This is a genomic window from Pseudomonas matsuisoli, assembly GCF_014647635.1.
Lineage (GTDB): Bacteria > Pseudomonadota > Gammaproteobacteria > Pseudomonadales > Pseudomonadaceae > Pseudomonas_P > Pseudomonas_P matsuisoli.
This window is the reverse complement of sequence record NZ_BMPO01000012.1, coordinates 1-25,510: the sequence shown is the minus strand read 5'-3', so window position 1 is coordinate 25,510 and position 25,510 is coordinate 1. Positions and strand designations below refer to the sequence as shown.

Sequence of the window (25,510 nt, the reverse complement as noted above, 5' to 3'; positions counted from 1 at the left end):
TCCTACTGCCGCGTCTGCAATTGCCGCTGGGCAGCCTCTTTCAAATCCTTCGGCAGAAAATCCCGGTCCGGGTTGTAGTTCGGGTTCAGGTATTGCGCCAAGGCGGATAGGTCGTCCGGCGCAAGGGTGCCAGCGGCCTGTTTCAAGCGCAGGTTGTCGAGGATGTAGTCGTAGCGCGCGTTGTTGTAATCCCGCACCGAGCCGTAGAGCTGACGCTGCGCGTCGAGCACATCGACGATGTTGCGGGTGCCGACCTGATAGCCGATCTCGGTCGCCTCCAGCGCACTCTGCCCGGAAATGATCGTCTGCCGCCGCGCCTGAACTTGAGCGACGTCGGTGTTCACGGCGCGATGCAGGTTGCGCGTGTTCTCCACCACCTGGCGGCGCTGGCTTTCGCGCTGTTGCTCGCTCTGATCGAGTAACTGATACGCCTCACGCACCTGCGAGCTGGTGCGACCGCCGCTGTAGATCGGGATGTTCAACTGCAAACCAATGCTCGTCTGCTCCACGTCGCCATTGAAGCGGGGCAGCGTCGCGCCGCCGATGTTGGCGCCGGACAGTGCATCGTTTGGCTGTCCCAGGGCATCGTTGTCGCCACGCTCGTAGGAAGCCACCGCATCGAGCGTCGGCGCGTGCCCCGCACGACGCTGACGCAAGGTTTCCTCGGCGGCTGTGACGGCAAAGTTGGTCGCTTGGAGATCCAGGTTCTGACGCGCCGCAGTTTGTACCCATTGGCTGGCGTCGTTGGGGACCGGTTCGAGAATCGGCAGATCGTGGTTGATGCCTTCCAAGCTGTTGTAGTCGCGGTTGGTCAAGGTCGTCAGTGCCTGGAAGGCATCGTCGACCTGGCGTTGAGCGAGCAGGCGATTAGCGCGCGCGGTGTCGTAGGCGGACTGGGCTTGAAGCGTGTCCGTGCGGTCGGATAGGCCGACGTTGAAGCGCTCATTTGCCTGGTCGAGCTGGCGCTGGAAGGCTGACTCTTCCGCTTTCGTCGCAGCCAGGTTGTCCTGCGCGCGGAGCACGGCGAAATAGGCCTCGGCGCTTTGCAGAATGATGTCCTGCTCGGAAGCAGAAAATTGCAGTGCTGCTTGTTCGCTGGTCGCTTGCGCGGCTTGCAGTTGAAACCAGCGATCCGCGCGGAACAGCGGTTGGCTCAATTGCGCTTGATAGGAGCGGGCGCTGCGGTCGATGCGTTGCTGGCCCAAGCTCGTATCCACCTTTGTACGAGTATCACCGACAAAGGCGCTGCCGCTGAGGTTGGGCAACAGGCCGGCGCGCGCTTGCGGCACCAGTTCCTGGCGCGCTCGGTATTGAGCACGGGCGGCGGCGAGGTCGGCGTTGTTGTTAGCCGCTTCCTGGTAGATGGAAACGAGGTCGGTACGAACGGAAAGCGGTGGCGTTTGCGCCCAGGCCATCCCGGCCGAGGCCATGGCGATTGCCATGGAAAGGCTGCGCAGCATAAAAAGTCCTGTTTAAAGCAAGGCTAAGGCAGCCGCGTATGGTCGGGGCTGTTGGCATAAGAGCAAAGACCGCATTTCAGGACATTGCGTTGCGAGCTGTCGGAAAAATTTATCCGAGTCGGTTGCAGGCGAGGGGTAGGGCGGCTGAAACCCGCGTATCGATGGTAACGAGTCACTCGTAGGGTGGGTTACGCTTCACGTGATCCCCGCTGCGGGCTGCGAGAAAGAGCCTCTGCACCCGTAGGGTGGATAACTCGCGAAGCGATTATCCACCGATGGAGCAACGCCGAGTCATGCTGAGCTTGGTTTTCTGCGTGGCTCACGTATAGACTGGCCGCTGTTCTTGTCGGGGTGCCCAGAAGCATGGGCTGAGATCGGAAAGTTCCGGATCCCGTTGAACCTGATCAGGTTAAGGCCTGCGTAGGGAACAAGAGGTCTTCGCCCATGGCGGAAACCCCCGCACCGCATTCGTGGTGCGCCCGCGCCTTGGCTGTTCGATCATGCCGGCGCTCTCACGAAATCCGCATGTTCAAACAGCCAAAGCGCGGCGTTGCTTCATCACGCATTCAGGTTCGCTCCGACATCAAGCCGAGGAGCCAACCGATGAGCGTCAAACAACAACAGAACCTCAGTGAATCCGCCCAAGTCGATCGACAGTCGATCCAGCCCTTCCCGCGTTCACAAAAAATCTACGTGGAAGGTAGCCGCCCGGATATCCGCGTGCCGATGCGCGAGATCAGCCTCGACGTCACGCCTACCGCATTCGGCGGCGAGATCAACGCCCCGGTCACCGTGTACGACACCTCCGGCCCTTACACCGACCCGACCGTCTCTATCGACGTGCGCAAAGGCTTAGCCGATGTTCGTTCGCCCTGGATCATCGATCGTGACGACACGGAAATCCTTCCAGGACTGACCTCGCATTTCGGCCAGGAACGCCTGGCTGACCCAGATTTGGCGAAGATGCGCTTCAACCACGTGCGCAACCCGCGCCGCGCCAAGCCCGGCAAGAATGTCAGCCAGATGCACTACGCGCGCCAGGGCATCATCACCCCCGAGATGGAATACATCGCCATCCGCGAGAACATGAAGCTCGCTGAATTGCGCGAAGCGGGCCTGCTCAAGGAGCAGCATGGCGGGCAGAGTTTTGGGGCAAGCATCCCGAAGGAAATCACCGCTGAATTCGTGCGCGACGAAGTGGCCCGTGGCCGCGCCATCATCCCGGCCAACATCAACCACACCGAGCTGGAACCGATGATCATCGGCCGCAACTTCCTGGTGAAGATCAACGGCAACATCGGCAACTCGGCGCTGGGCTCTTCGATTGAAGAAGAAGTGGCCAAGCTGACCTGGGGCATCCGCTGGGGCTCGGACACGGTGATGGACCTGTCCACCGGCAAGCACATCCACGAAACCCGTGAGTGGATCATTCGCAACTCACCAGTACCCATCGGCACCGTGCCGATCTACCAGGCTCTGGAGAAGGTCAACGGCGTGGCCGAGGACCTGACCTGGGAGCTGTTCCGCGACACGTTGATCGAGCAGGCGGAGCAGGGCGTTGACTACTTCACCATCCACGCCGGTGTGCTGTTGCGCTATGTGCCGCTCACTGCCAAGCGCGTCACCGGTATTGTCAGCCGCGGCGGTTCGATCATGGCTAAGTGGTGCCTCGCGCATCACAAGGAGAATTTCCTCTATACCCACTTCGAGGAAATCTGCGAAATCATGAAGGCCTACGACGTCAGCTTCTCCCTGGGCGATGGCCTGCGTCCCGGCTCGATTGCCGATGCCAACGACGCGGCCCAGTTCGGCGAGCTGGAAACCCTCGGCGAGCTGACCAAGATCGCCTGGAAGCACGACGTGCAGTGCATGATCGAAGGCCCCGGCCACGTGCCGATGCAGCTGATCAAGGAGAACATGGACAAGCAGCTCGAATGCTGCGACGAGGCGCCGTTCTACACCCTCGGCCCGCTGACCACCGACATCGCCCCGGGTTACGACCACATCACCAGCGGCATCGGCGCGGCGATGATCGGCTGGTTCGGCTGCGCCATGCTCTGCTACGTCACGCCCAAGGAGCACCTGGGCCTGCCGAACAAGGATGACGTGAAGACCGGCATCATCACCTACAAGATCGCCGCCCATGCCGCCGACCTCGCAAAAGGTCACCCTGGCGCGCAGATTCGCGACAACGCCCTGAGCAAGGCGCGCTTCGAGTTCCGTTGGGAAGACCAATTCAACCTCGGCCTTGACCCGGACACCGCACGCAGCTTCCACGATGAAACCCTGCCCAAGGATTCGGCCAAGGTCGCGCATTTCTGTTCAATGTGCGGGCCGAAATTCTGCTCGATGAAGATCACTCAAGAGGTGCGTGACTACGCCAAGGAAAACGGCCTAACCGACGAGCAAAAAGCCATCGAAGCGGGTTTTGCCGAACAGGCCGAGCGCTTCAAGGACGAGGGGGCTGTGATTTACCGGCAGGTGTGATCCGCCGTTTCGTAGGCCGGGCAACACCCGCGTGGTGCCGAGAAAAACGCGGGTTCCACCCGCCCTACGTCGAACGCTGTAGGAGTCAGCTTGCTGGCGATCGCGTCATGCTCGTCGACACAAGTGTCGTTGTGCAAACCCGGATCGCCCATGAATGGGCTCCTACAAAATACGTGTCCGGATTACCGCATGGAATCACAGCAGGGATCGTAGGGTGGAAAACGGCGAAGCCTTTTCCACGCGGTCGTTCTCACATCGCGCACCTTTGTTCGATCGGAGTCCCAAAGGTGGATAAGCCTGCGGCGTTATCCACCCTACGCAATGCCATACCTGTAGGGGCGACTTCAGCCGCGAAGGTGAGCGAAGCTCGCCCCTCCGCATATAAGACGTCCCCACAAACTTCCGCCCTACCACAAACCCAACAACCACCCACATCGAGACACCCAAATGGCCCTTCCCGCCAGCCGCTACGCCCCTGGAATACCCGTCCCTCTGGACCAACGCCGCTTCGATGGTCGCGACCTTTTCACCCTATGGTTCTCCCTTGGCATCGGCCTCATGGTGCTGCAACTGGGCGCCTTGCTCGCGCCGGGTCTTGGCATGTCCGGCGCGCTCATGGCGATCTTGTTGGGTACTGCTGTCGGCGTGATCTTGCTGGGCGCGGTTGCCGTGATTGGCACCGACACGGGCCTGTCTTCCATGTCCGCCCTGAAACTCAGCCTGGGTTCGAAAGGCGCAGCGCTGCCGGCCGTTCTCAACCTCGTCCAGCTGATCGGCTGGGGCTCATTCGAAATCATCGTGATGCGCGATGCCGCCGCGCTACTCGCAGGACGTGTCTTTGGCGAGGGCTCGCCCTGGACCTCACCGGCATTGTGGACACTCTTTTTTGGCGCCCTGGCAATCTTGCTGGCGATCACGGGGCCGCTGACCTTCGTACGTCGCATCCTTCGTCGCTGGGGCATCTGGCTGCTACTGGGCGCCTGCGTTTGGCTGACCTGGAACCTCTTCGACAAGGTCGACATGGCGGCACTTTGGGCCAAGCCGGGCGACGGCTCCATGCCATTCGCGTTGGGCTTCGATATCGCCATCGCCATGCCGCTGTCCTGGTTGCCCCTGATTGCCGATTACTCCCGTTACGGCAAGGCCGCGCGGCGCGTGTTCGGCGGTACGGTACTCGGCTTCTTTCTCGGCAACGTCTGGCTGATGAGTCTCGGTGTCGCCTATACCTTGGCGTTTGCGACTGGCGAAGACGCGAACACGCTGCTTCTCGCCTTGGCTGGCGCCGGTCTCGGCATCCCGTTGCTGCTGATCCTGCTGGACGAGTCGGAAAACGCCTTTGCCGATATCCACTCGGCGGCGGTATCGACCGGCACGTTGGTCAAAATCAAGGTCGAGCATCTCGCGTTGATCATCGGCGCGCTCTGCACAGGCATTGCCTGGCTGGCACCGTTGGCCGAATACCAAAACTTCCTGCTGATGATCGGCTCGGTGTTCGCGCCGCTGTTCGGCGTCGTGCTCGTCGACCACTTCATCCTTCGCCGCCGTGATGCTGCCCGCGCGCCTCGCGTATCCCTACGCCTGCAAAGCCTCGCGGCCTGGCTCATCGGTGTAGCGGTATTCCACACCCTGGCCGCGGTCGCACCCAACATCGGCGCAACGCTGCCCGCCCTCGTGATCGCTGGCGCCTGCCAATGGCTCTTCGCGCGCAACAGCATTCCAGCAGGGCAGGCACGGATATAGCGGCCCCGTAGGGTGGAAAACGGCAAAGCCTTTTCCACGCGATCGCGCACGTTCGATCGGATGCAGAAGATGGATAAGCCCGCGGCGTTATCCACCCTACGGAGCTGGCGTATAAAGCGGATGGCCACCCCGCGGAGTGCCGCCCGTCCACCCCTACAAAAAGCATGGCGGCGAGCACGGATACGAGTCACACCGCCCTACGTGTAGGGGCGAATTTATTCGCGAAGGCGAGCACAGCTCGCCCCACTACCACGAATATCGAAGCGAGGATTGCCATCTTCGCGGCTAAAAGAACCCCGCCGATCCCCTGTTTTTGAACCCCATCGCAAACCCGCACGCCGCGCCCGAGACACCGATCTCACCACTGCTAATATCCCCTCCGCAAAATTAATAGCGCGCAAACGGAGCTTGCGCGTGGTCCATTGGACATGACCTCAAGGAAGCGACCCATGCCGCTACCCCGCATTACGCACCACGGCGCCAAAGACAGCGTGACCGGTTCCTGCCATCAACTCTGGATGGACGACCACAACAGCCTGTTGATCGACTGCGGTATGTTTCAAGGCCAGGATGCACGGCTCGATGACGAGGACCTTGCCCTCGAATTCCCCATCGACGGCATCAAGGCGCTCGTCGTCACCCACGTTCATATCGACCATGTCGGGCGTATCCCGCACCTGCTGGCGGCGGGTTTCACCGGTCCCATTCTGTGCAGCGAACCCTCCGCCCGGTTGTTGCCGATCGTCCTCGAGGATGCCTTCAAGCTGGGGTTCACACGCGACCCCAAGCAGCTGGACCGTTACCTGCAAATGGTCGAGAAACGCATCATCGCGCTGCCCTACGACACCTGGTTCACCCTGCTCGATACGGGCACTCAGTCATGCCGCATCCGGCTGCAACCAGCCGGGCACGTGCTGGGCTCCGCTTACGTCGAACTCGATGTCGACAATGCCGAGGGCAACGCCAGCCGTGTCGTGTTCAGCGGTGACCTTGGCGCACCACATTCACCGATCCTTCCGGACCTCGTGCCCCCTGAGCACGCCGATCTTCTCGTGCTGGAAAGCACCTACGGCGATCGCCGTCATGAGCATCGCCAAGACCGCAATGCGCAGCTCAAAGCTGTCATCGAGCGGGCGCTGGCCGACGAGGGGAGTGTATTGATTCCTGCGTTCAGCATTGGCCGTACCCAAGAGCTGTTATACGAACTCGAAGACATTCTTCACGACGCGCTCGATGACGAGCAGCCGCAACGCCCGCAGGACGGTGATTCGAATGACGCGGCTGGCAGCGAAGTCGATTGGCCCCGGCTACCAGTCATCCTCGACTCGCCGTTGGCCAGCCGTTTCACCAAAACCTACCGCGAGCTCCAACAGTTCTGGGATGACGAAGCCCGGGAGCGGCTGGCGGATGGCCGCAAGCCGCTCGCATTCAAGCAACTCGTCACCATCGACAACCACCAGGATCATCTCCGGGTCGTCGACTACCTCACCAAGACAGCTCGCCCCGCCATCGTGATCGCCGGCAATGGCATGTGCTCCGGTGGCCGGATCGTCAATTACCTCAAGGCCATGCTGGGCGACCATCGTCACCACGTCGTCTTCGTAGGGTACCAAGGCCAAGGCACGCCAGGCCGCGCCATTCAACACTTCGGGCCGAAAGGCGGCTACGTCGACCTCGACGGCGAGCGCTTCGACATCCGCGCCAAGGTAGATAGCCTTGGCGGTTATTCCGCCCACGCCGATCAGCAGGATCTCATCAACTTCGTCACACGAATGAAAACCTGGCCCCGCCAAATACGCTTAGTCCACGGGGAGTCGCGGGCCAAGCAAGCACTGGCGTCGCGGCTTCGCGAGTGCTACGAAGAAGAGGGAATCAAGGTCGACCTTCAGGAGAACCTCTAATGCAAAAGCGCCTGAAAAGCGTAGCGGTGCAGGGCGTCGCGAACCGCAGCCCATTCCAAAGCGTTCAAGACGCTGCAACTGAAACGGCCGGTCCGCAGGACTCGTTCGCATTCGGCAACAGCATCAAGGACCCGACCGCCAACGTCACGGTCGCCATCCTCATGTGCACGGCCAATGGTGCGGCCCATCTGCCGGATCAAATGGACTCCATCGCACGACAGAGCCATACCAACTGGGTCATCTACGCCTCCGATGACGGTTCCACCGACGGCACGCTGGACATGCTCAAGCGCTATCAGAAAACCATGGGTGAGGAGCGGCTGGTCATCCTCAAGGGACCAAAGCGGGGGCCGGTCGCCAACCTGATGTCCCTGATCCGCAACAAGACCATCAATGCCGACCTCTACGCCGTCTGCGGGCAAAGCGACGTTTGGTATGACGACAAGCTCACCCGTAGCATCGGCGGCCTGATCTTCTGCCACCCGAAAGAACCCGGCTTGTACTGCTCGCGCAGCCATCTGGTGGATGCAGAAGGCAAATCGCTAGGCAAATCTCCGCTCATCACCAAAGCGCCCTGTTTCGGCAACGCGCTGGTGCAGCGCTTGGGCAATCCGCACACCCTCGTTTTCAACGATGCCGCCCGCAAACTGCTGACCGCCGTCCCGAAAAGCGCCCCCATCGTCGCCGTCGATTGGCTCGCCTATCTGCTTGTCACTGGCCACGAAGGTCGCGTGGCTTACGACGCTGAACCATCGCTCGACCTCCGCCTGCTCGAGCCGGATGACGAAAACCACGTGGGCCTGAAACACACCCTCAAGCGTGCGCGCTCGGCCATGTCCGGCAGCATGAAGGAGCGGAACGACCACAATCTCGAAGCGCTCAAGCAGGCACGCAAGCGGTTCAGTGCGGTGAATAGTGAGCGGTTGGCGTGGTTCGAAGAGGCACGCGGCAAGTCGTCTTGGCACAGCGTTAGGCTGTTGCGGAAGGCGAATGCGCATCGGCAAAGCGTTGTCGGGAGTTTCGTTTATTTGCTAGCTGGCGGAATCAGAAAGATATGACAGCCAATTGAGCGCGGTGAAGGGAGCAGGTAAGGTCGGGAATTAATAAGATAGCCGCTTGTCGCATGCCGATCATCCTGCAGTAACCGTGAAAGGGACGTTCTTTGGACACCTACTCAAGCCGCACACAAAAAAACGAACAAGAAATTGATCTGGTTGAACTGTTTCAAGCGCTTTGGAAGCAGAAGCTGTGGATCGCAGGTGTGGCGTTGGCGGTCTTTGTCATCGCTGCGATGTATGCATTTTTCGCAACTCGTTGGTATGAAACCCGCACCTACATGCGGCCGGTTGCAACCAGCACGCTGGACCAGCTCAACGAAACCGGCATCTATACCCTTAAGCCAGAGGAGGCGTTGGCACGTACAGCCGGTGCTTTGTCGTCCTATGACAACCGCTATGAATTCTTCAGGCAGAATGAGGCGCTGTTCGAAGGTGTCGATCGTAATGGCGCATCTATCGAGCAGGCGTTCGCACGCTTCAATGAAGATGCTTTCACGATGCTCTTCCCGGCTTCCAACGAAGCAGACCGTACGCCTTATGTTGGGTTATCTCTGACATATCCCGAAGGCATGGATGGCGTATCCATCGTCAATAATTTTGTTGAATTCGTTCTGCAAAAAGAGCGGGCATCGATCTCCAGTGATCTAGACAGCCTGATCAAGAACCGCCTAGCAGGGCTGGACGCGCGTATTCAGGCCAGTCGTGCGAATTATCAGGCCACCAAAGACGCCAAGATTGCTCAGTTACTTGAAGACAGCGAGCTGAAAAAAGCCCAGCTGCGCGACGAGTTGGCAGCACTGCGCCTTCAGGCCAAAGCAAAGCGGGAGAACAGGATCGCCGAATTGGGTGAGGCCATTTCGATCGCAAGTTCACTGAATATACGCAAACCTACAACGCCGTCAGGGATGACCAACAGTTCTATCGGACAAGGCACGGTTATACGAACCGAGGTGGTGGGCCAGAGTGTACCGTTGTACTTCATGGGTACCGAGGCTTTGGAAGCAGAGCGCGCGACATTGCAGAAACGTGAGTCGGATGACTTTATGGAGCCTCGTATCGCTGAGATTCAAGGTGAACTCGCAACGCTTGAAAACAACCGTGAGGTTGAAATCTTGCGAGACCGAGATGAAGGAGGCGAGGACCTGTACCTGCAGGAGCTTGCCAAGCTTCGTGAGGAAGCCGCCTGGCTGCGCGGTATCAAGCTCAATACCGACAGTCTGCATCTGGTGCGGCTCGACCAGGCCGCTCAGCAACCCCTTGCACCGATTAAGCCCAAAAAAGCATTGGTGCTTGCGCTCGGCTTAATACTGGGCGGAATGCTAGGGGTATTCGTCGCGCTTATTCGAGTCTTGATGACGCGCAGACGCTCAACCCCGGCCGGGTAGGGGATATGGTCGTTTCTCTTGGGTTGCCGGAGAGACGACACTCGTATTTTCGTTCTTCTCGTCTCAAGTACACGCGGGTTTTGCTACGACGTCTGCGATACCACAGCCTTTCTCATATCCGTTGTCGCAGTGATCGGCAATCAGGCAGCTTTTTGTGGACGCGTTAACAATCCAATGGCAAAATTCGCGGTCTGACATGGAGTCGGCGGGAAAGTTCCGAATGCCTTCATCAGGATTTTCGGTGGCAAAAGGATATGTCGATGACCGCAGCAGCCCATCCCGAGCGACTTCTGTCTCGTGTTGAGAACGAAATAGATCTTGTCGAATTGGTTGCCAAGTTCTGGCAACTCAAAGTGCTGATTGGTGCGGTTACGCTCATCATCGGCTTGCTTGGCGTGCTGTACGCCTACACCGCCTCTAAATACTATAGCGTCCAGAGTGTTCTGCGGCCTGCACCTATCCGTGAACTGGACCTGCTGAACCAGTACGGCCTCTACTCCCTGACGCCGGAGCAGGCGTTGCAACGCTTAGGGGCCAGCCTTGACTCCTACGACACGCGACTGAGCTTTTATCGCAGTAATCCCGCGCTGTTCGAAAGCCTCCGAGAACCAGGTCGGTCCCTGGAGCAAAGCTTCGAGCAATTCAATGCTGACGCTATTCGTATGCTGTGGCCGGACGCGAAAGAGCGTGCCTCAGCCGTCCCGTTCGTTGGGCTACAGCTAACGTACCCCGAAGGCATCGATGGTCCAGCCGTGGTCAATCAGTTCGTTGCCTACGCGGCGGATGCGGTGCGCGCCCAGATCGATAGCGACATGGCCACACTTATCGGTAACCGCCTCGCCCATTTAGAGCAAAAGATAAGTGCGGCTCGCGCTAGCTATGAAGCGAGCAAAGAGGCTCAAATTGCGCAGCTGCAAGAGGCCGATGCGCTCAAAAAGGCGCACCTCGAAGACGAATTAAATGCGTTGCGCGAAGAGCTTAAAACGCGTCGGACAAACCGAATAGCGAAGCTGGACGAAGCCATCGGCATCGCCAGGGCCTTGGGGATTAATAAGCCCAGCACGCCCTCATCCATGAGCGAGCGTGCTCGCGCGAATCAAAATGTGGTACGCACCGAGATCAATAATCAGCAATTGCCGCTGTATTTCATGGGAACCGAGGCGCTACAGGCTGAACGAAATGCGCTCGGTGCACGCAAGTCTGACGACTTCACCGAACCTCGTATCCTGCAGATCAATAGCGAACTCGAGCTGCTCAAACACAACCGCCAGATCGAGACGCTTAACAAGCGTGAAGAAGAAGACCTGTTCCTCAAGGATCTTGCCTCTTGGCGTGAGGAAGCCGCTCGGTTGAAAGCGATCGATTTCAATGCCAGCGAGCTACGTATCGCTTCGGTCGACCAGGGCGCGGTCGAGCCCCGCCAGCCCATCAAACCAAGAAAAGCACTGATCGTAACGCTTAGTCTCGTCCTGGGTGGCATGGTGGGCGTCTTCACAGCTCTCGTTCTTATTATCAGCCGTCCGCGGCGTTCGGGCCTCCCGGCGCGCTAAGAGACGTTCGTCGCCAAGTATCAGGTTTTGTCGCTTGGGACAATTGGGCCTAGCGCGCTGACGTGCAAGAATCCGCTACCGCAAGCTGCCAAATAGCTAGCCCATTGCTATCGATCCGTACGTTTTAAATGCGGCGCATAAGGGCTCGCCCTCAGATAAGGAGCATCGCTTTACATGACCATTTTGGTAACCGGCAGCGCGGGCTTCATTGGTGCCAACTTCGTGCTCGACTGGCTCGCGCAGAATGATGAGCCCGTTGTCAGTCTCGACAAGCTTACTTATGCCAGTAACCTGGAAAACTTACGGTCGCTAGAAGACGATGCGCGTCATACCTTTGTGCGCGGGGATATCGGTGATGCTGCGCTCGTAGCCGAGCTGCTGACCACGCACCGCCCTCGCGCCATCCTTAACTTCGCGGCAGAATCCCACGTGGATCGCTCCATCCTTGGCCCCGAGGATTTCATCCAAACCAACGTCGTCGGCACCTTCCGCTTGCTGGAAGCAGTGCGCAGCTATTACGGCTCGATGAGCGAAAACGAAGCGAGCACCTTCCGCTTCCTGCACGTCTCGACGGATGAAGTCTATGGCAGTCTTGCGCCGGCTGATCCTGCCTTTAGCGAGCAGAACCGTTACGAACCCAATAGTCCGTACTCTGCCACCAAAGCGGCTTCCGATCACCTGGTTCGTGCGTACCACCAGACGTATGGTCTGCCGGTCCTCACCACCAATTGCTCCAACAATTACGGGCCGTATCATTTCCCGGAAAAACTCATTCCACTGGTGATCCACAATGCGCTGGCCGGCAAGAGCTTGCCCATATACGGCGACGGTCAACAGATTCGCGACTGGCTGTATGTAAAAGATCACTGCAGCGCGATTCGCCGCGTATTGGAAGTTGGAAAAGTAGGGGAAACCTACAATGTCGGCGGTTGGAACGAGAAAGCCAACCTCGATGTAGTGAATGCACTTTGCGCCATTCTCGATGATGAGCAACCGCGCGCTGACGGCAAGCGCTATGCTGATCAGATTACCTACGTCAAGGATCGGCCTGGTCACGACCGCCGCTACGCCATCGATGCCAGCAAGCTTGAGCGAGAATTAGGGTGGAAGCCTGCAGAGACCTTCGAGACGGGTATTCGCAAAACGGTGCGCTGGTATCTGGATAACCAAGCTTGGGTAAGCAATGTGACCAGCGGTGCCTATCGTGATTGGCTCAACAGGCAATACCAATGAACCGCATCCTGTTGCTCGGCGCCAATGGGCAGGTTGGTTGGGAACTGCAGCGAAGCCTAGCACCGCTAGGCGAATTGGTCGCTTGCGCGCGCGCCGACGCTGATTTTGAGCGGCCTGCTCAGCTGGAACAGATCGTGATGCGAGTCGCCCCCGATATCATTGTCAACGCTGCCGCGTACACGGCAGTGGACAAAGCCGAAAGCGATAAAGCGGCTGCTCGTCAGGTCAACGCGCTATCGGTCGGGCTTCTAGCTGATTTGGCAGCGCAACGCGATGCATGGCTGGTGCATTACTCCACCGATTACGTATTCGACGGCTCAGCTGATCGCCCTTACTTGGAGACGGATGCGACACAACCGATGAGCGTGTACGGGCAGACAAAGTTGGAAGGCGAGCAGGCGATCACGGCCAGCGGATGTCGCCACGTTATCTTCCGCACCAGTTGGGTCTATGCGGCGCGGGGCAATAATTTCGCTAAAACGATGTTGCGCCTCGCCGGCGAGCAAGATGTCCTGAAAGTCGTCGTCGATCAAATTGGAGCGCCGACCAGTGCGGAACTGATCGCCGACGTTACTGCCCTAGCGCTGCACCGAATCTGCCACGACGACGCGCTCGCCAAACAGCTGAGCGGCATCTACCACCTCGTCGCCGCTGGCGAAGTCTCTTGGCACGCCTATGCACAGTACATCATCGGCCGAGCGGAGCAGCAGGGCAGAGCTTTCAACGTCCCAGCTAACCGGGTCGAAGCTATCACCTCCGCAGACTACCCAACCCCGGCGCGCCGCCCCGCCAACTCAGGGCTCGACACCACCAAACTGCAACGCACCTTCGGCTTGCGCTTGCCAGCTTGGCAAACCCATGCCAACCGCATGCTCAAGGAACTGCTTTAGTGACCCGCTCCTGTAGGAGCCCATTCATGGGCGATCAGGTTGTGTGCGACCAACTCGCGAGCCGCCAGCAATCCTCTCGCTTCTGTAGGAGCCCACTTGTGGGCGATCAACGATCGATGATCGAGCGAAAACACACCTGGCGGAACACCCCACGCCAAAACGCCCCTGCACCAAGGAATACCCATCAATGACCCACCGCAAAGGCATCATCCTTGCCGGTGGCTCCGGCACGCGCCTCCACCCCGCGACCCTCGCCATTTCGAAGCAGCTCCTGCCTGTCTACGACAAGCCCATGGTCTACTACCCGTTGACCACGCTCATGCTCGCCGGCATCCGCGAGATCCTGCTTATCTCTACCCCGCAGGACACACCACGCTTTCAGCAGCTGCTTGGAGATGGCCACCAATGGGGTCTGGACATTTCCTATGCCATACAAGCGTCCCCCGATGGCCTAGCGCAAGCCTTCCTGATCGGTGAAACATTCCTCAATGGGAGTGCGTGCGCCTTGGTGTTGGGTGACAACCTCTACCACGGCCACGAACTCCAGCGACTACTGCAAAGCGCCGCTTCCCGCGAAACGGGTGCAAGCGTTTTCGCGTACCACGTACACGACCCAGAGCGTTACGGCGTCGTTTCCTTCGGACGCGACGGCAGAGCCACCAGCATTGAAGAAAAACCCTTCGAGCCAAAATCCAGCTACGCAGTGACGGGCTTGTATTTCTACGACAACCAAGTCGTCAACATCGCCAAATCCATCGAGCCATCCGCGCGCGGCGAGCTGGAGATCACTGACGTTAACGCTCGCTACCTCGACGCGGGTAAGCTGTTCGTTGAAATTATGAGCCGCGGCTATGTCTGGTTCGACACCGGCACCCATGACTCTTTACTTGAAGCCTCTCAATTCATCGCCACGCTCGAACATCGCCAAGGCTTGAAAGTGGCCTGCCCGGAAGAGATCGCCTACCGCAATGGCTGGATTGGCACCACGCAACTCACTGCGCTCGCCAAACAGCTTGGCAAGAGTGGCTACGGTAAATACCTTGAGCGCCTGATATACGAGACGATCTACTAAATGAAAGCCACGCCGCTCAGTATTCCTGACGTCATCCTCTTCGAGCCCGCGGTGCACGGAGACGAGCGCGGCTTCTTCTACGAAAGCTTTCACCAGCAGCGCTTCGAAGAAGCCGTTGGCCGCAAAGTGACTTTCGTGCAAGACAACCACTCATGTTCAACGAAAGGTGTACTGCGTGGATTGCACTATCAAGTGCAGCAACCACAAGGGAAACTTGTCCGTGTGATACGAGGCGAAGTTTTCGATGTGGCGGTAGACATCCGTAAGGACTCGCTGACCTTTGGCAAGTGGGTCGGCGAGTATTTAAGCGCGGAGAACAAAAAGCAGTTGTGGATCCCGGAGGGGTTTGCGCACGGGTTTTACGTAATATCGGAAGTTGCTGAGTTTGTGTACAAAACTACGGATTACTATGAGCCGTCGGCGGAACGAATTATCGCGTGGGATGATGCTGTGATCGGAGTAGCTTGGCCTCTCAGCGGTGGCGTCGTAAGCGTTTCGAGAAAGGATCAGAACGGCAGTGATTTTTTGCGGGCAGATGTCCTCAATACATCGGGCATAGGGCGCTGATCCTACATGATATTCCTCAATACATTGTTGGTACGCCTCACTAATGCTGGGCTTCGCGGTTTAACTTTGCTTAGCAAGTTTGCCTTGGTCTTTTTCTTGGCCGGATTTCTCGAGCCGCAGGATTTAGGGCTGTACGGCTTGCTTGCAGCGGGGGTTGGTTATTCACTGTACCTGTTGGGCTTTGATTTTTATATCTTCACCACTAGAGAGTTAATTGGTACCAATCGTTCCAGTTGGGGCGCTATTCTTAAAGCACAGTGTGCGCTTTCACTGGTGCTCTATGGCATCTTTATGCCGCTTCTGATGCTGGTATTCTTTTCAGGATTGCTTCCCTGGGCTGTTGTCGGTTGGTTTTTCCTTCTTTTGGTGTTGGAGCATCTAGCGCAGGAGCTAAATCGACTCCTCATCGCTGCATCTGAGCAAATCTGGGCCAGCATCGTCCTTTTTTTACGATCCGGTCTTTGGGCTATATTGGCTGTCGTCGTGATGTGGATGGCTCCTGAGCGGCAATCACTTGAGACTGTCCTTCAATGGTGGGCCGTAGGTTCAGCATTGGCTGTGTTGACCGGCTTTACGAAGGTCTACGGGATGCGTTTAGGTAGCTGGGATACTTCGGTTGACTGGGGCTGGATACGCAAAGGGCTCAAGGTGGTGATTCCTTTTTTGGTAGCCACGCTAGCGGTCCGAGCTTTGTTTACAGCGGATCGTTACGTTTTCGAGTATCTACAAGGATTACAGGCGCTTGGCGCTTATGTACTTTTCGCTGGAATGTGTAGCGCACTGCTTGCGTTTCTTGACGCCGCTGTATTTGCTTTTGCGTATCCGAAGCTCATCGCGGATTGGAAAGCAGGTCAGTACGACCGCTTTTTAACTGGAATGAAAAGCATGGCGATGCAGACTTCGGTCGTAGTTACGCTATTCGTGTTTTCCTCAGTGCTTTTATTGGGAAGTCTGCTCGACTGGATTGGAAAGACCGTCTACCTGGAGTACGAAGAGGTATTCTATTGGTTGCTCGCCGCCACAGTGCTCTACGGGGTTAGCATGATTCCTCATTATGGCCTCTATGCAATGGGCGAGGACAAGCCCATCATCCGAAGCCATATTGGTTCTATCTTTGTATTTTGTATATGTGTCTTCGTTTTGGCCGAGCCCCTTCGGGCGTTGGCTGTACCGGTTTCGCTATGCGTCGTTTTCGCCGCATTGACGATTTGGAAGGGCGGTGCATTGCTCCGCCAGCGCGGAAAATGCTCCGCGATTTATTCTTAATATGGATTGAACTTCGCATGCTAAAAAACAAGACTATTCTCGTAACCGGCGGAACTGGTTCGTTCGGCAATACCTTCGTTCCGATGACGCTCGCTAAGTACGATCCGAAGAAGATCATTATCTTCTCCAGGGACGAGATGAAGCAGTGGGATATGGCCAAGAAGTTTGAGGGTGACCCCCGGGTTCGCTTTTTTATCGGTGACGTACGAGACAAGGAGCGTCTGTATCGTGCGCTGGATGGCGTCGATTATGTTGTACACGCCGCAGCTACCAAGATCGTACCAACTGCAGAGTACAATCCGTTCGAGTGCATCAAGACCAATATCAACGGTGCGATGAATCTGATAGATGCATGCATCGATCAGGGCGTCAAGCGCGTCGTCGCGCTTTCGACGGATAAGGCAAGCAGCCCGGCAAACCTATACGGTGCGACGAAACTGGCTTCGGACAAGCTATTCGTAGCAGGAAATTCCTACGCTGGCGGTCATGAAACCCGTATGGCAGTCGTGCGCTACGGCAACGTTATGGGCTCACGCGGCTCGGTTATTCCCTTCTTCATGTCGATCAAAGATAAAGGTGAACTTCCGATTACGGACGAACGAATGACACGCTTCATGATTTCCTTGGAGGAAGGCGTGGAGTTGGTTTGGCATGCATTCGACGACATGGAAGGCGGCGAGATATACGTTAAGAAGATTCCGTCCATGAAGGTCACTGACCTTGCTCGGGTCATTGCCCCTGATGCAAAGCAGAAAGTTGTCGGCATTCGCCCAGGCGAAAAGCTGCATGAGCAGATGATCAGTGAGGAAGATTCTTACTACACGTACGAATATCCCGAACACTACAAGATTCTGCCTGCCATTAATAACTGGAATACCTGTGCAGAACGTATCAAGGATGGCAAAAAAGTTGCCGAAGGTTTCATCTACGCCAGTGATAACAATACCGAGTGGATGAGTGATGAAGCGCTGCAAGGCTGGATTGAATCCAACCGGGAAAAAATCGGGAGTATCTAAGCGATGATTCCGTATGGTCGCCAAGACATCACCCAGGCCGATATCGACGCTGTAGTACAGGTACTTCAGTCGGACTACTTGACCCAAGGCCCTATGGTGCCCCGGTTCGAGCGCATGGTGGCTGAGCATGTCGGTGCTCAACATGCGCTCGCTGTTAATAGTGCGACCTCTGCTTTGCACATTGCATGCTTGGCGCTTGGCGTAGGCGCTGGCGACTGGCTATGGACTACGCCAGTTACCTTCGTGGCATCGGCCAATTGCGCGCTTTACTGTGGTGCCAAGGTCGACTTCGTCGATATCGATCCGCGTACTTATAACCTGTGTCCGAAGGCATTGGCAGCCAAGCTCGAGCAGGCCGAGAAAGTCGGACGCCTGCCCAAGGTTGTTGTTCCTGTCCACCTGTGCGGTCAGCCCTGCGATATGCAGGCTATCCATGCGCTGGCGACGCGCTATGGATTCAAAGTGATCGAAGACGCGTCCCACGCCATTGGTGGCAAATACCGGGGCGAATTCATCGGTAATGGCCGCAACAGTGATATCACCGTATTCAGCTTTCATCCCGTAAAGATCATCACTACGGCTGAAGGCGGTATGGCACTGACCAACAGCGCCGAGCTGGCCGAGCGCATGGCGCTACTGCGTAGCCATGGAGTCACGCGCGACCCGTCATTGATGACGCACCAAGCGGACGGCCCTTGGTACTACCAGCAGATCGACCTCGGCTTCAATTACCGGATGACGGAGTTACAAGCTGCGTTGGGCATAAGCCAGATGACTCGCCTGGATAGCTATATCGCACGCCGCCATGAGTTAGCTCACCGTTATGAAGAAAAACTCGACGGACTTCCTCTGCAAACACCCTGGCAGCACCCTGATAGTTATTCCGGCCTACATTTGTATGTGATTCGCCTGCGTCTCGAACTGCTCGATAAGACCCATCGCCAGGTTTTCGAGCTGCTGCGTGAAAAGGGTATAGGCGTTAACTTGCATTATATTCCTATCCATACTCAGCCCTATTACCAAAAGCTGGGGTTCAACGCGGGTGATTTTCCTATGGCTGAGCAATACTACGGCGAAGCGATCAGCCTGCCGATGTTCCAGACCATGAGCGAGCAGCAACAGGATTTGGTGATCGCTGCGTTGGGCGAGGCCCTAGACATATGAGACTGGCGGTGATACCGGCTCGGGGCGGCAGTAAGCGCATTCCACGCAAGAACATCAAGCCGTTTTGCGGAAGGCCTATGATCGCTTGGTCCATTGAGGCGGCGCTGGCTAGCGGCTGCTTCGATGTGGTAGTTGTTTCCACCGACGATCCCGAGATTGCTAAGGTAGCCAAAGCCCACGGTGCCACGGTTCCCTTCATGAGGCCCCCGCAGCTTTCGGATGACTATACTGGCACGATTCCGGTAGTCGCGCATGCTACTCAGTGGATGGTTGATTGCGGTCGCCGACCGGATTATGTCTGCTGTGTCTATGCCACCGCTCCGTTCGTGTCAGCCGACACCATTCAAAAGGGTTTGAAGGTGCTAGAGGAAGAGGGCGTCGATTACGCCTTCTCCGTAACCAGCTATGCCTTCCCAATACAGCGCGCAATACGCCTTTCTCAGCAAGGGCGGGTGGAGATGTTCCAACCCGAGCATTTCAATACCCGTTCGCAGGACCTTGAAGAGGCCTACCACGACGCCGGTCAGTTCTATTGGGGGCGCGCCAGCGCTTGGTTGGCGAGCGCGGCGCTGTTCGGCGCGAACTCCGCACCGGTGGTGCTACCTAGGCACCTAGTTCAGGATATCGATACCGCCGAAGACTGGCTGCGAGCCGAGTGGATGTTCAAGGCCCTGCACACGACCGAGAATACCTTGTGAACATCGTTTTTCGTGTGGATGCCTCCCTCGCTATGGGCACCGGACATGTGATGCGCTGTCTGACCCTAGCGCGCGCCCTGCGCGAACAAGGGCACGCGTGCTTATTTATTAGCAGGGAACATGACGGGAATCTCAATGCGCTGATTGGCGACGCGGGCTTCGGCCTGCATGTGCTGCCGATTGGGCGAGCGCAGGATAACGACCTGTATCACTCCCGCTGGCTTGGCGCTTCCCAGGCCGAGGATGCAGCGGCTAGCCAAGCTCCTATCGCCGCTTGGCGGCCTCACTGGCTTGTCGTGGACCATTATGCGCTGGATCACCGCTGGGAGGCTCTGGTAACCCCGGCAGGTTGCCGCGTGCTGGTGATCGATGACCTGGCGGATCGCTGTCATGTTTGTGATCTGCTGCTGGATCAGAATCTTGGACGACATATCGACGATTATCGTAAGCGAGTGCCTGACCACTGCACGCTGCTTGTCGGCCCGGGCAATGCGTTGCTGCGTGCCGACTTCTCGCTATTGCGGCATTCATCACTGATAAGACGCGAGAGAGGGGATCTTCAGAACGTGCTGATAGCGCTGGGTGGCGTGGACCAGCACAACCATACCGGTAACATCCTTGATGCACTGAACTCCTGTGAGTTACCGGATGGCATTCGATTCACCGTTGTGCTAGGTGCCACGGCCCCCCATTTGCAGGCAGTGACTGCTGCAGCTCGTTCGTGCCCCTGGCCGGTTGAGGTGTTATCCGGGATTGATGATATGCCCCGGCGCATGGCGGAGGCGGATCTGGCGGTCGGTGCTGCTGGCGGAACCTCATGGGAGCGTTGTTGTTTAGGTGTGCCGACACTCATGGTTATCTTGGCAGAAAACCAGAAGTCGGGTGCCACTGCGTTGGCCGCCAGCGGGGCGGCTGTGTTGATTGATGCATCCAGGTCCCTAGTCGCCCAGTTGCAGTGCGCATTCGATCAGTTACAGGCGAGTCCCCGTCGCCAACAGATGGCCATCGCAGCAAGCCGAATTACCGATGGACAGGGTACCGAGCGTCTGCTGCAACTAATGGAGAGCTCCCGATGAGCGCTTTTGTCAGAGCGATGCGCGAGGATGACCTTGAGCGGGTGCTTAGCTGGCGTAATCATCCGGACGTTCGGCAATTCATGTATACCCGGCATGCGATCACGCCATCCGAGCATCGGAAGTGGTACGAAAGTAGCCAGCTTAATTCTGCTCGTAGCCTGCTCATTTTCGAACAGGAGGAAGAGCCCCTTGGCTTCGTCAACATTACCCAGACTGTTGCTGAGCATATTGCCGATTGGGGCTTCTATCTTGCTCCTGGCGCGCCACGCGGTGCTGGGCGGCAACTGGGTGAGGCTGCCTTGGCCTTCGCTTTCGATTCGCTCGGACTGCACAAGGTGTGTGGCCAAGCCTTGGCCTTCAATGAGCGCTCCATTCGTTTTCACGAAAAGCTAGGGTTCGTGCAAGAGGGCGCTTTGCGCGACCAGCATTACGATGGCACGACCTACCACACCATCATCCATTTCGGTTTGCTGCAGCATGAGTGGCAAGCCAAAGACCGAGACACACATCAATGAGCTACCCCAGCATTAGTATTGCCGGCCGTCGAATCGGTATCGACCACCCGCCTTATATCATTGCCGAGCTGTCCGCCAACCATAATGGCAAGCTGGAGACCGCGTTGCGTATCATAGAGGAGGCCAAGAGGGCTGGTGCCGATGCCATCAAGCTGCAGACCTACACAGCCGATACCATCACGTTGAATAGCGATACTGAGGAATTCCTGATTCGTGGCGGACTGTGGGATGGAAAAACGCTGTACCAACTCTACAAAGAAGCGCATATGCCTTGGGAATGGCATCAACCGTTGTTTGACTATGCGCGCAAGTTAGGTATCACGATCTTCAGCTCCCCCTTCGATAACACGGCGGTCGATCTGCTGGAAAACCTCAATGCCCCGGCCTATAAGATCGCCTCGTTCGAGGCTGTCGACCTACCATTGATCAAGTACGTGGCTGGCACCGGCAAGCCTATGATCATTTCCACAGGTATGGCCGACGCTGAGGAGATTGCCGAAGCCATCGAAGCGGCGCGCGAAGGCGGGTGCAAGGAATTGGCCGTATTGCATTGCGTCAGTGGCTACCCTGCTCCCGCAGCCGACTACAACCTACGTACCATCCCCGACATGATCGCCAGGCATGGCCTAGTCACTGGGCTTTCCGACCATACCCTGGACAACACCACGGCTATCACAAGTGTGGCGCTGGGAGCGTCGATCATCGAGAAGCACTTCACACTGGATAGGTCTGGCGGCGGCCCCGATGACAGCTTCTCGCTTGAGCCGTACGAGATGAATAATTTATGCAGCAGCGCCAAAATCGCATGGCAAGCGCTGGGCCGAATTAATTATGCTCGTAAGTCCAGTGAACAGAGTAATGTACAGTTCAGGCGGTCGCTTTATTTTGTGAAAGATTTGAATGTTGGCGATGTTGTCTCTGCGGACTCAATTCGAAGCGTACGGCCTGGTTTTGGATGTGCGCCGAAGCACCTTGGTAAGGTTGTCGGAAGTAAGGTTAAAGTAAAAGTTTCAGCCTTTAGTCCCGTTCAAATTTGTGACTTGGACCTGTGATGAAACGAGTGCGTAGTGTTCTAGGTATGATGCCTCGATCGGTTAGGTTTTTTTTCACGAAGCTTTTGTGGTGCTTTGAGTATACCGTACAGGAAATTAGAGTTTTGTCGCTCAAGAGTCGCGGAATGGAGGAGTACAAACCATCTAAGCTTAGCGATTGTAGTGGTGTATGCCACATTCTAGCGTCCGGCTGGTCTCTTAATTGTACCTTGTCGTCGATTAATAAAGATGATTATGTTATTGGGTTTAATTTTTCATTTTTGGCTTGGCCGAACGCTGATGTTCATTTTATTGAGAATGCTTCGTTAAAGAACGAGTACTTTCTAGATAACACGGTCACTATTTATGAGTTTTTAAAAAGATTCTCCGTATTAGGAAAAGGAAATCTCGTTTTTAAGAATCTTTCAGAGTTTAAAAACAGCGTAAGGCTCGTTGGTATGTTGTATGGTCGTCATGCGAAATTTATTCGCGATAGGCACTATAGAGTTTTTAATGGTCTGGATCTTGATCACGTTCTCCGGGACATGATGGAAGATGAATTTCGATTGCCGCAGGCATACTCAAGCGTCATTTCCATGGTATTTTTAGCCCGTCGACTTGGATTTAAGACCATAGTAGTACACGGGCTGGATTTTAGCGGTCCGCACTTTTACGAAGATTTAGAGAAAGTGCGCGTAGATGGGTTTTGTCCTTCCGAGATAAAAGAAATTCACTCACGGTCTCACAAAACGGCAGTTGGTGAAAATGGTATAGGAGTTGGGGTCGTCATTAGCAAAATTAAAGGCATGCTCAAACTGGAAGATATTGAACTTTACGCGGCGGGTGCTATTTCGCCTTCAGCGTCGATTATCGGTGTTAGGCCGGATCTTGGGGCGGTCTAATGGTCAATGCGACTCGTTCTGCAGGGGTTTTTTTCTCACTTATCTATCTCATGTCTGCGTTTGCGTCAATTTATCTGGGTGATCTTGTGTTGCGCTCTTTATGCGCGGTCATAGGGTCTACAATTTTCATGTTAGTGCTTTTCTCCAGTAGCGTTGAAAAAAAAGCTCCATATTGGATTTTGATCTTTTTCTTAATGTTTATGTTTGTTATGAGTTTTTTAAATATTCAAGAGACTGAATGGAGAAGTTTTTTTACTTTTTGGATTATGCTGGGTTGCCTTGGTGTTGCTTGGTTTTCCATAGAGTTTCGTTTTTTCTCTTTGATTAATGCCTCGTTTGGTCTTATGTTGCTCTTAACTGGTTTGCTTTTTTTGTATTTCCGGTATGGGCCAAAGGAGTTTAACGGTTTCCTAGAGGGCTCAAGCCGAAATGTCTATTCTGGGATTCTAATCGCTACGCTCTGCGGATATGTGATGTCATGTATTTTTGAAAAAAAACAGTACTCGACTGTGCTTTGTTTGGTTGTTTTGATTCTTAGTTTTCCTCTTTATAGCAGAAACGGTTTGGCCGTAGCGCTCGCCATTTTTCTTGGCTGTTCTGTCTTCAAATTTCCGAAGTCCTCGGTTTTATTTTTTTTTATAGCCTCGATTGGTGTTGTGTTAAATTGGGATTTTCTACTAGGTTTGATTATGGAGAATACGAACTTGTCCGCAGGTCTGCAGAGCGAGCGCTCGGATATTTTTGCTGACTATATTTCACACGTTGATCCAGTGACTTTTTTTTCTGGCGTTAATCTTTATTCAGTCCCTAAGGTAGTTGAATTTGGAGGAAATCCACATAGCGCTATCTTACGGCTCCACTCATACTTCGGTTTTGGTGTTTTTGCTGTTATTGCCGTCTGCCTTGTTTCGTTGATATTGCTTTTCGTAGATGGTTTCTATATCTTTTTTTTGCTTTTAGTTCTTTATATTTATCGTGCTTTTTTTGATATATTCTATCTTTTCAATATTTTTGATTTTTACTTATTTCCACTCGTGTTCTATTGGTTTTTTAGACCATTTATAGTTTCGATGGGAAAAAGCTATGGAGTTGACTTTCCTCTTTATAAGGAAAAAGCTTTGTGAGCCGAAGAGCACTCATCACCGGGATCACGGGACAGGATGGCTCCTACCTGGCCGAATTGCTGCTCGAGAAGGGCTATGAAGTACATGGCATCAAGCGCCGGGCCTCGCTGTTCAACACTCAACGTGTGGACCACATCTACCAGGACCCGCACGTCGAGAACCAGAACTTCGCCTTGCACTACGGCGACCTTTCCGACTCGTCTAACCTGACCCGCATCATCCAGGAAGTGCAGCCACACGAGGTCTATAACCTCGGTGCCCAATCGCACGTGGCCGTAAGCTTCGAAGCGCCCGAGTACACCGCCGATGTCGATGCCATGGGCACCCTGCGTATTCTCGAGGCCATCCGCCTCCTGGGCCTGGAAAAGAAAACCCGCTTCTACCAAGCGTCCACTTCCGAACTCTACGGTCTCGTTCAAGAGATTCCGCAGAAGGAAACTACGCCGTTCTACCCGCGCTCTCCCTATGCTGTCGCTAAGCTGTACGCCTACTGGATCACGGTGAACTACCGTGAATCCTATGGCATGTACGCGTGCAACGGCGTGCTGTTCAACCACGAGTCACCACGCCGTGGTGAAACCTTCGTGACCCGCAAGATCACCCGCGGCCTGGCCAACATCGCCCAAGGCCTGGAACCTTGCCTGTACATGGGCAACATGGACGCGCTGCGTGACTGGGGTCATGCCAAAGACTACGTGCGCATGCAGTGGATGATGATGCAGCAGGAAACCCCTGAGGACTTCGTCATCGCCACCGGTGTGCAGTACTCGGTACGCGAATTCATCACCTGGTCGGCGAAAGAACTGGGCATCACTTTGCGCTTCGAAGGCTCGGGCGAAAGCGAGAAAGCGGTCGTCGAAGCGGTTACCGGCGACAACGCCCCCGCCGTCAAAGTCGGTGACGTCATCGTTCGCGTCGATCCACGCTACTTCCGTCCGGCCGAAGTGGAGACCTTGCTGGGTGATCCTGCCAAAGCCAAGGAAAAGCTGGGCTGGGTGCCGGAAATCACCGTTCAGGAAATGTGCGCTGAGATGGTTCAGGAAGACCTGAAAACCGCCAAGCGCCATGCCTTGCTCAAAGAGCTGGGCCATGAGATCCCGGTAAGCCTGGAGAACTGATCATGAGTGCGCTCGACCAACGTATCTTTGTAGCCGGCCATCGTGGGATGGTCGGATCGGCGATCGTGCGCAAGCTGGAAGCGCTCGGTCACCGCGATATCGTTACCGCTGGGCGCGATACGCTGAACCTGCTCGATCAAGCGGCCGTGCGCCGCTTTTTCGAGGAGCAGCGCATCGATCAGGTCTATCTTGCAGCGGCCAAAGTTGGCGGGATTCACGCGAATAACGTGTACCCGGCGGAGTTCATCTACGAAAAC

The 25,510-nt window shown here is 56.0% G+C and carries 22 protein-coding genes and 1 riboswitch; of the genes, 21 read left to right on the top strand and 1 reads right to left on the bottom strand.

Going from position 1 to position 25,510, the window contains the following annotated elements; translation table 11 throughout:
* Positions 1-2: 2 nt before the first annotated feature.
* Positions 3-1,460: a TolC family outer membrane protein gene (locus IEY47_RS19520; RefSeq protein WP_188985852.1), complete on the bottom strand. Its 1,458-nt coding sequence runs from the start codon at positions 1,458-1,460 to the stop codon at positions 3-5.
* 337 nt (positions 1,461-1,797) lie between these two features.
* Positions 1,798-1,904, top strand: a riboswitch (TPP riboswitch).
* Between the two features lie 159 nt (positions 1,905-2,063).
* Here IEY47_RS19520 and thiC point away from each other — a divergent pair.
* The 21 genes from thiC to IEY47_RS19415 form a co-directional block, all read left to right on the top strand.
* Positions 2,064-3,947 (top strand): phosphomethylpyrimidine synthase ThiC, encoded by a 1,884-nt coding sequence (gene thiC, locus IEY47_RS19515; protein ID WP_188985850.1) that lies wholly within the window; start codon positions 2,064-2,066, stop codon positions 3,945-3,947.
* 447 nt (positions 3,948-4,394) lie between these two features.
* Positions 4,395-5,687: a putative hydroxymethylpyrimidine transporter CytX gene (cytX, locus tag IEY47_RS19510; RefSeq protein WP_188985848.1), complete on the top strand. Its 1,293-nt coding sequence runs from the start codon at positions 4,395-4,397 to the stop codon at positions 5,685-5,687.
* A 449-nt stretch (positions 5,688-6,136) separates the two neighbouring features.
* Positions 6,137-7,588 carry an MBL fold metallo-hydrolase gene (locus IEY47_RS19505; protein ID WP_188985846.1) on the top strand — a complete coding sequence of 484 codons (1,452 nt, stop codon included), beginning with the start codon at positions 6,137-6,139 and terminating at the stop codon, positions 7,586-7,588.
* Positions 7,588-8,646, top strand: a complete 1,059-nt coding sequence (locus tag IEY47_RS19500; RefSeq protein ID WP_188985844.1) for a glycosyltransferase — start codon at positions 7,588-7,590, stop codon at positions 8,644-8,646. The genes IEY47_RS19505 and IEY47_RS19500 overlap by 1 nt, the downstream gene beginning before the upstream one ends.
* A gap of 104 nt (positions 8,647-8,750) precedes the next feature.
* Entirely contained in the window at positions 8,751-10,031 is a 1,281-nt protein-coding gene (locus IEY47_RS19495) for a Wzz/FepE/Etk N-terminal domain-containing protein (protein ID WP_188985842.1), read from the top strand.
* A 260-nt stretch (positions 10,032-10,291) separates the two neighbouring features.
* On the top strand, positions 10,292-11,581 hold the full coding sequence (locus tag IEY47_RS19490) for a Wzz/FepE/Etk N-terminal domain-containing protein (protein ID WP_188985840.1): 1,290 nt from the start codon (positions 10,292-10,294) through the stop codon (positions 11,579-11,581).
* A 174-nt stretch (positions 11,582-11,755) separates the two neighbouring features.
* Complete coding sequence (gene rfbB / locus IEY47_RS19485) at positions 11,756-12,814, top strand: dTDP-glucose 4,6-dehydratase (RefSeq protein WP_188985838.1); 1,059 nt, start codon at positions 11,756-11,758, stop codon at positions 12,812-12,814.
* On the top strand, positions 12,811-13,704 hold the full coding sequence (gene rfbD, locus IEY47_RS19480; RefSeq protein WP_188985836.1) for a dTDP-4-dehydrorhamnose reductase: 894 nt from the start codon (positions 12,811-12,813) through the stop codon (positions 13,702-13,704). Before rfbB ends, rfbD begins: the two co-directional genes overlap by 4 nt.
* Positions 13,705-13,891: 187 nt before the next feature.
* Positions 13,892-14,776, top strand: coding sequence for a glucose-1-phosphate thymidylyltransferase RfbA (rfbA, locus tag IEY47_RS19475; RefSeq protein ID WP_188985834.1), 885 nt, complete (start codon positions 13,892-13,894; stop codon positions 14,774-14,776).
* Positions 14,777-15,343, top strand: a complete 567-nt coding sequence (gene rfbC, locus IEY47_RS19470) for a dTDP-4-dehydrorhamnose 3,5-epimerase (RefSeq protein ID WP_188985832.1) — start codon at positions 14,777-14,779, stop codon at positions 15,341-15,343.
* 6 nt (positions 15,344-15,349) lie between these two features.
* Complete coding sequence (locus tag IEY47_RS19465) at positions 15,350-16,609, top strand: lipopolysaccharide biosynthesis protein (protein WP_188985830.1); 1,260 nt, start codon at positions 15,350-15,352, stop codon at positions 16,607-16,609.
* 17 nt (positions 16,610-16,626) lie between these two features.
* The gene (pseB, locus tag IEY47_RS19460) at positions 16,627-17,625 is read left to right on the top strand and encodes a UDP-N-acetylglucosamine 4,6-dehydratase (inverting) (protein ID WP_188985828.1); all 999 of its coding nucleotides are present in this window, start codon (positions 16,627-16,629) and stop codon (positions 17,623-17,625) included.
* 3 nt (positions 17,626-17,628) lie between these two features.
* A complete protein-coding gene (gene pseC / locus IEY47_RS19455) occupies positions 17,629-18,789 on the top strand; it encodes a UDP-4-amino-4,6-dideoxy-N-acetyl-beta-L-altrosamine transaminase (protein ID WP_188985826.1) in 1,161 nt (386 codons plus the stop codon).
* A complete protein-coding gene (gene pseF, locus IEY47_RS19450) occupies positions 18,786-19,487 on the top strand; it encodes a pseudaminic acid cytidylyltransferase (RefSeq protein WP_188985824.1) in 702 nt (233 codons plus the stop codon). The genes pseC and pseF overlap by 4 nt, the downstream gene beginning before the upstream one ends.
* Positions 19,484-20,563, top strand: coding sequence for a UDP-2,4-diacetamido-2,4,6-trideoxy-beta-L-altropyranose hydrolase (gene pseG, locus IEY47_RS19445; RefSeq protein WP_188985822.1), 1,080 nt, complete (start codon positions 19,484-19,486; stop codon positions 20,561-20,563). The genes pseF and pseG overlap by 4 nt, the downstream gene beginning before the upstream one ends.
* A complete protein-coding gene (pseH, locus tag IEY47_RS19440) occupies positions 20,560-21,078 on the top strand; it encodes a UDP-4-amino-4,6-dideoxy-N-acetyl-beta-L-altrosamine N-acetyltransferase (protein ID WP_229779547.1) in 519 nt (172 codons plus the stop codon). Before pseG ends, pseH begins: the two co-directional genes overlap by 4 nt.
* Entirely contained in the window at positions 21,075-22,130 is a 1,056-nt protein-coding gene (gene pseI / locus IEY47_RS19435) for a pseudaminic acid synthase (protein WP_188985820.1), read from the top strand. Before pseH ends, pseI begins: the two co-directional genes overlap by 4 nt.
* A 125-nt stretch (positions 22,131-22,255) precedes the next feature.
* Complete coding sequence (locus tag IEY47_RS19430) at positions 22,256-23,011, top strand: hypothetical protein (protein WP_188985818.1); 756 nt, start codon at positions 22,256-22,258, stop codon at positions 23,009-23,011.
* Positions 23,011-24,135 carry a hypothetical protein gene (locus IEY47_RS19425; protein ID WP_188985816.1) on the top strand — a complete coding sequence of 375 codons (1,125 nt, stop codon included), beginning with the start codon at positions 23,011-23,013 and terminating at the stop codon, positions 24,133-24,135. The genes IEY47_RS19430 and IEY47_RS19425 overlap by 1 nt, the downstream gene beginning before the upstream one ends.
* Positions 24,132-25,253, top strand: coding sequence for a GDP-mannose 4,6-dehydratase (gmd, locus tag IEY47_RS19420; RefSeq protein ID WP_188985814.1), 1,122 nt, complete (start codon positions 24,132-24,134; stop codon positions 25,251-25,253). The genes IEY47_RS19425 and gmd overlap by 4 nt, the downstream gene beginning before the upstream one ends.
* 2 nt (positions 25,254-25,255) lie before the next feature.
* A partial coding sequence (locus IEY47_RS19415; protein ID WP_188984922.1) for an NAD-dependent epimerase/dehydratase family protein occupies positions 25,256-25,510 on the top strand: 255 nt, incomplete at its 3' end.